2 protein-coding genes are annotated in these 3,916 nt (G+C 49.6%); both read left to right on the forward strand.

The window, feature by feature from the left end; translation table 11 throughout:
* The coding region (locus tag ACWA6V_RS18450; RefSeq protein WP_449523866.1) for a hybrid sensor histidine kinase/response regulator at positions 1-1,516 on the forward strand (1,516 nt) is incomplete at its 5' end.
* Complete coding sequence (locus tag ACWA6V_RS18455; RefSeq protein WP_449523867.1) at positions 1,513-3,867, forward strand: PAS domain-containing protein; 2,355 nt, start codon at positions 1,513-1,515, stop codon at positions 3,865-3,867. The genes ACWA6V_RS18450 and ACWA6V_RS18455, both read left to right, overlap by 4 nt.
* The last annotated feature ends 49 nt before the right edge of the window (positions 3,868-3,916 follow it).

Consider the following 3,916-nt stretch of genomic DNA (forward strand, 5'->3'; position numbering starts at 1 on the left):
TGTGGCGATAATTTCAACCGACCGCACCGGCGTAATCAAAACCTTCAACCATGGTGCGGAGATGATGCTGGGCTATAGCGCCGACGACATCATTGATAAACAAACGCCTGCGCTTATCCATCTGCCCGACGAAGTTGTCGCCCGCGCACAGCATTTAACGTGCGAGTTGGGTTATGAAGTCAAACCCGGGTTTGATGTTTTTATCGCCAAGGCGCGCGAGGGCAGCGACGATGAAAACGAATGGCACTATGTGCGCAAAGATGGCAGCCAATTTCCGGTGCTGCTGACGGTGTCGGCGCTGCGCGATGCAGAGGGGGAGATTACCGGCTACCTGGGGATTGCGCGCGATATCAGCGAAATAAAACGCATCGACCAAATGAAAAATGAATTTATTTCTACCGTCAGCCATGAGCTGCGCACACCGCTGACTGCGATCAGCGGCGCGCTGGGGATTTTAGTGAATGGCCTCGCGGGAACTTTACCCGAGTCGTCGGCGCGCATGATCCAGATTGCGCATAATAATTCGCAGCGCTTGATCCATCTAGTCAATGATTTGCTCGATATGGAAAAGTTGGTTGCGGGCAAAATGCATTTTGATATTCAACAACAAATGTTGCTGCCGCTGATCCAGCAAAGTATCGAATCCAACGCGGCTTTTGCCCAGCAATACGGTGTCACTTATAAATTACTGCCCTGCAGCGATGTAAAAGTATCCGTCGATCATCAGCGTTTGTTGCAAGTGCTCGCCAATTATTTGTCCAATGCTGCGAAATTTTCACCGCTCAATGATGTGGTGACTATCCAGCTGGACATCCACTTCGGCAGCGTGCGCGTCACCGTCACCGACAAAGGCCCTGGTGTGCCCGACAATTTCCGATCGCGTCTGTTTCAAAAATTCTCCCAAGCCGATTCATCGGATACACGTCAAAAAGGCGGTACCGGTTTGGGGCTTGCGATCTGCAAAGAAATTATTGAACGCATGGGCGGGGCTGTGGGGGTGGAATCCACACCAGGCAAAGGCGCCAGTTTTTATTTTGATTTACCCTGCGAAGATACAACGCAAAAAATTCCATCCACACGTCTGGATCCGCAAAAAATAAAACCGCACTTACTGGTAGTGGAAGATGATGCTGAAACTGCCGAGGTGTTAGTTACGGCACTATCTGCACAGAAATATGATGTCGATTGCGCTACGACCGGGCAGTCGGCGTTGGAGCATTTACAATTGCGCGATTACGATTTGGTCACACTCGATTTGCAGCTGCCGGATATGAATGGGATTGCGATAGTGGAGCACATTCGCCAGCAGGAATCCCATCAGCGCACGGGCGCGAAAAAATTGCCGATTATTATTATCACCGGAGCGATTGATGAGGGTAAGAAAAGCCAGCCGCCACTTCATTCGAGTAGCGACATTTTCTGGTTACAAAAGCCGTTGATTAGTGGGCAGCTCGAGCAAATCATTGCCCGCGCTTTAGAGAAAAAAACATTAAGTTCTGAAGGAGAGGTGCAATGAAAGCGCCGCTACCCAATAACGAAAAAGAGCGGCTCGCCCATTTGTATCGGCTCGATATTCTGGATACCCGACGCGAGCAGAGTTTTGATGCAATCGCACAGTTGGCGATGAATTTGTGCGAGGTTCCTATTGCTGTAGTGTCCCTTGTGGATAGTGACCGCCAATGGTTTAAGAGCTGTCTTGGTTTGGACGCAATGGAAACACCGCGCGACGTGGCATTTTGTGCTCATGCCATTTTACGCCCCGATGATGTATTGGTTGTTGAGGACGCAACACTTGATCCTCGTTTTAGTGACAATTCCTTGGTACTGGGGGAGCCGTACATACGCTTTTATGCTGGTGCCCCACTGGTTACGGAATCGGGCAATGCACTGGGAACCCTGTGTGTTATCGATTACGTGCCCCGGCAATTGAGTTCAAACCAGATAAACTCACTTCAATTGCTCGCTGGCCAGGTCATGCAACTACTCAGGTTTCGCGAGAGCAACATGGCTTTGGAGCGCGAGCGGGAAAATTTGGACTTGGTTATTCAGGGTACCAATATTGGTACCTGGCAATGGAATGTACAAACGGGCGAAACGATTTTTAACGAGCGCTGGGCTGAGATTGTGGGTTACACCCTTGCCGAGTTAACACCGGTTTCCATTGATACGTGGCTAGATCTGGCGCACCCGGAGGATCTAAAAAAATCCGGCGAACTTATTGAGCAGCATTTGCGCGGCGAGTTGGAGTTTTACGATTGTAAATGCCGTATGCGCCATAAAGATGGTTACTGGGTATGGGTTCATGATCGCGGGCGCGTGTCGCGCCGGGATGACAACGGGAACCCCCTGTGGATGTCTGGCACGCATGCGGATATCAGTGAACTACAGTCTTCACAGCAACAATTGCGTAATAGCGAAGAGCGGCTGCAAAGCATGTTGAGCAACTTCCCTGGTGGCGCCTACCGTTGTGAGAACGACCCTGACTGGACAATGTTGTATCTGAGTGCTGCCGTAAAACAGCTGACGGGTTACAGTGCCACTGAATTTACACGTTCTGATTCACCGCGCAGTTTCACCGAATTAACGCATCCGGATGATGTGCCCTGGATAGCAGAGAGAGTCGGTGCTGCGCTCTCTGCCAAAGAGCCATTTGAGCTGTTATTTCGCCTGCGTCATGCTGACGGCCATTGGTTATGGGTGCAGGAACTGGGGCGGGGAATTTACGATGAAAGTGGCCATTTAAAATATATCGATGGCTTTATTTGGGATGTAACCCAAGCGGAGATGGCGAATAAAGCCATTCAGTTAAACGAGCAAAAATTATCTACACTGTACAATCAGGCTTCTATTGGTATCGCACTAAATGCTGTCGATGGCGGTCGCTATCTGGAGTGCAATCCTGAATTGTGCCGCCTTACCGGCTACACAGAAGCCGAACTAATAGCGATTAGTTATTGGGATTTAACCCCCGCGCACTATCAACTCCAAGAGTACCAGCAACTTGAGAGTTTACACGTCAGTGGCCGTTACGGTCCCTACGAAAAAGAATACCGGCATCGCGATGGACACCTGATTCCGGTATTACTAAATGGGGTGCTGATAGAAGGGCCGGATGGCGAGCGGAAAATTTGGTCATTCATTCAAGATATCACTGAGCGTAAACGTATAGATCAGATGAAGAATGAGTTTGTGTCTGCAGTTAGCCATGAACTGCGTACCCCCCTTACTTCGATCGCAGGCTCACTCGCGCTAGTGACGAGTGGGGCTTTGGGTGGGATACCTGACAAGATACAGAGCATGCTTGGGATAGCCCACAAAAATGCCAAGCGCCTGACATTGCTAATCAATGATTTGCTCGATATGGAAAAAATCCTCGCGGGGAAAATGGAGTTCGACCTTCAGGAGCAATCACTGTTATCAATTTTAGAGGCCTCGCTTGAAAGCAATAAAGCCTATGCCGATTCTTACGACATCACGTTAGCGTTGCAATTAGAAGTGAATGACTTGCGCGCGCGGGTTGATGCTCAACGCTTGCAGCAAGTGTTGACCAATTTTATATCCAACGCCGTAAAGTTTTCTCCCAAAGAAGGGCAGGTGGAAATTCGCCTGTCGCGACAGGCCGATCAGGCGGTAATCGAAGTGGTGGACCATGGCCCCGGTATCAGTGATGAGTTTCGCTCACGCATCTTTCAAAAGTTTTCGCAGGCAGACTCTTCTGATTCTCGTCAGCGAGGTGGGACTGGCTTGGGGCTGTCCATCAGCAAGGCTTTCGTTGAGCGAATGAATGGCAATATTGGATTTGAATCGGAACCCGGTCAGGGCGCCACTTTTTTTGCGCGTTTTCCAATCGTGAATACGATCGGGTAGCAAAACAAAAACACTTTTAACTACATAAATCAGGTAACTGAAATGGATC

The organism is Cellvibrio sp. (assembly GCF_053579595.1).

Bases quoted from the DNA above. Each gene is read 5' to 3' on its own strand.
- ACWA6V_RS18455 (WP_449523867.1), top strand. From the start codon at position 1,513: ATGAAAGCGCCGCTACCCAATAACGAAAAAGAGCGGCTCGCCCATTTG.